The sequence below is a fragment of the Shewanella sp. 11B5 genome (genome assembly GCF_002836795.1).
GTDB classification, from domain to species: Bacteria; Pseudomonadota; Gammaproteobacteria; order Enterobacterales; family Shewanellaceae; genus Shewanella; species Shewanella frigidimarina.
Genome location: NZ_PJAP01000938.1, coordinates 1 through 3,050, shown reverse-complemented (window position 1 = coordinate 3,050; position 3,050 = coordinate 1). Strand labels below are relative to the sequence as shown.

General features: G+C 39.7%; 4 protein-coding genes. All 4 read left to right on the top strand.

Annotated features, from left to right (window positions below):
* The first annotated feature begins 39 nt into the window (after positions 1–39).
* The 4 genes from ccmB to ccmE are packed head-to-tail and all read left to right on the top strand — an operon-like array spanning position 40 to position 2,153.
* A complete protein-coding gene (gene ccmB / locus CXF78_RS18520) occupies positions 40–726 on the top strand; it encodes a heme exporter protein CcmB (protein WP_011635668.1) in 687 nt (228 codons plus the stop codon).
* Complete coding sequence (locus CXF78_RS18515) at positions 726–1,472, top strand: heme ABC transporter permease (protein WP_011635667.1); 747 nt, start codon at positions 726–728, stop codon at positions 1,470–1,472. Before ccmB ends, CXF78_RS18515 begins: the two co-directional genes overlap by 1 nt.
* Entirely contained in the window at positions 1,472–1,684 is a 213-nt protein-coding gene (gene ccmD / locus CXF78_RS18510; RefSeq protein ID WP_011635666.1) for a heme exporter protein CcmD, read from the top strand. Before CXF78_RS18515 ends, ccmD begins: the two co-directional genes overlap by 1 nt.
* The gene (ccmE, locus tag CXF78_RS18505; protein ID WP_011635665.1) at positions 1,668–2,153 is read left to right on the top strand and encodes a cytochrome c maturation protein CcmE; all 486 of its coding nucleotides are present in this window, start codon (positions 1,668–1,670) and stop codon (positions 2,151–2,153) included. The genes ccmD and ccmE overlap by 17 nt, the downstream gene beginning before the upstream one ends.
* Positions 2,154–3,050 lie beyond the last annotated feature (897 nt).

Below are 3,050 nucleotides of genomic sequence, written 5' to 3'. Positions count from 1 at the left end.
AAAATCACTCTCGACTATCGCTTTGTATAAGGTATTTGAATGAAACGAGGAATTAGTTACACCACAGCATTCATGACGCTTTTGCAACGTGATTTGAGAATTGCTATTCGACATCGAGGTGATATTTTTAACCCGTTGTTATTCTTTATTTTAGTGGTCACTCTTTTCCCATTAGGTATTGGACCAGAACCTCAAGTTTTGACTAGAGTTGCACCTGGCATTATCTGGGTAGCGGCCTTACTTGCATCGATGTTGTCATTGGAACGTTTATTTAAAGCAGATTACAACGATGGTAGCTTAGAGCAAATGCTACTGAGCCCACAACCGTTAGCATTAATGGTTTTGGCGAAAGTACTTGCACATTGGATACTTACTGGTGTGCCATTAATTCTAGTCGCACCATTACTGGCTGTACTGTTGCATCTAGAAGACAACAGTTACGGTGCATTAATGTCAACATTAGCATTAGGTACACCGATATTGTCGTTACTTGGTGCAATAGGTGTTGCACTAACAGTAGGACTTCGAAAAGGAGGCGTGCTGTTAAGTTTACTTATTCTACCTTTATATATACCTGTACTTATTTTTGCCACTAGTGCGATTGACGCTGCAGGACTGAACATGGCTTATGATGGTCAACTTGCGATTCTTGCTGCAATGTTGGTCGGTTCTTTAATCTTGGCACCTTTCGCAATTGGCGCCTCTTTACGTGTGAGCACAAACTAATGTGGAAATGGTTACATTCTTACGCAGACCCTGAACGGGCATATAAATTGTCAGGCACATTGTTGCCTTGGTTTAGTACACTGGCAATATTGTTGGTTGGAACAGGCAGTATATGGGGTTTATTGTTTGCCCCAACAGATTACCAACAAGGTGACAGTTACCGAATCATCTTTATCCATGTACCTGCTGCGTCTATGTCAATGGCCGCTTATATGGGTATGGCGATTGCTTCATTTATTGGCTTAGTTTGGCAGATAAAATCGGCAGATTGGGCCGCTGCAGCAATTGCTCCTATTGGCGCCGTAATTACCTTTATTGCCTTATTAACAGGTGCTGCATGGGGTAAACCTATGTGGGGAACTTGGTGGGTATGGGATGCGCGTTTGACATCTGAATTGGTATTGCTGTTTCTTTACCTTGGTGTGATCTCACTGTATGCATCATTTGAAGATAAAGTCCTCGCCGCTAGGGCGTCTGGGATTCTGGCGATTGTCGGTGTAATTAATATACCAATTATTAAATACTCCGTGGATTGGTGGAGTAGTTTACATCAGCCATCTACCATTAAAATCACTGAAAAATCAACGATGTCGACTGATATGTTATACCCACTGCTAATTAATATTTTTGGCTTTGGTATGATGATTGGGGCGATTACTTTGATTCGTTATAGAACAGAGATCCTTGCACGCAATGGTATGCGCCCTTGGGTGAGAGATTTAGCTACAGCAGAGGAGGCAAAATAATGCAATTTGATTCATTCAAAGATTTTCTTGATATGGGCGGTTACGCATTTTACGTTTGGCTATCCTATGGTGTAACGTTCGGCTGTCTGGCAACATTGATAACCCTAAGCATTAGACAAAAACGTAAAGTTCTGATCGAAATTGCTAAAAAGATAACGCGTGAACAACGCCTGAAAGAAACAAGAGGTAATAACCGTGAATCCAAGACGTAAAAAGAGATTAACCCTCGCCGTTGCATTAATTGCGGGCGTTGCAGCCGTTGCTTCATTACTATTGTACGCGCTAAATTCAAACTTGAATTTATTCTATACACCATATGAAATTACCCACGGGAAAAACGATACAGGTGTAATGCCTGAAGTTGGACAACGGATCAGAGTCGGTGGCATGGTAACAATAGGATCGATGAAACGCGATCCAGATAGCCTACACGTGGAGTTTGCAGTACATGATTCAGCGGGGGGGACCGTTTTCGTCACCTATGACGATTTACTACCGGACTTATTTAGAGAAGGACAAGGTATCGTTGCCCAAGGCGTACTGGTTGAGTCTGGAAAACTAGAAGCCACTGAAGTACTCGCGAAACATGATGAAAATTACATGCCACCTGAAGTTGCTGAAGCTATGGGACAAACGCATGAAAAACCAACATATAATCAAAAAGCTCTTGAAGACAAATAAAATCTATTTGTAATAAAAAGCCTCTTCGGAGGCTTTTTTTATGATCAAAATTCCAATTGTAATCGACGGATAATCAGTATTATTTTAGATACTCATTACAATGAAAGGATTTAGAGTACATTTAATGAGGATATATGTCTGTCATCAGTTCTATATGTAGACTCTCTGCACAAACGAACAAAAGTATTGGTGACTTGTAACGTCGCATACCGCTTATCTGAAACAAATTCAGTCTCTATTATGAGCGCACTAGTTTAACGCTTAGATGAGCAATGAGCTTTGAATACAAGTATTAAAATATGGGCTAGGCTTGTTTAAATAACCCTTCCAAAATGGTATTAGCTGCCTACATTCAAGCTTTCCAATCCACTAAACAGCGGCTTTAGCAGATAGAACGATGCAAATTTGTCTATAGTCAGCGTAAGCTCAATAACAGACAATACTATTGAATACATAAAAGCTTGTTTCAGGATGACAAATATGAGGAAACTGTGCATCACTATTAACAACAATGATGCTAATTACTGAGTCACTCAGTATAAATTCAAAGTGCCTAATTCAATTCAAATCATCATGTTCTTTAAAAAAACCAACGTTTCATGACCGCGCACCATATATCAGTGGTTTGAATAAACTCTACAGAATATGTTGATTGCAGGCGCTGAACATTGAATAAACGGAGCTCCTATTCTTGGCCTATATAAGAACAGCTTAAGCATCTCATTCTTGTTAGTAACAACTTAATCTTAGACATGGTTAATATTGCTAATATGGCCTTAATACAAGCACAGTAATGATACGATTGACTAAACGGAGTTGTACAATAATTAACAGATCAGAGAATGTAGACAATGAGTGTTTAGTTCATCTCGCTTACTGAATAGAGAATCATTGCAA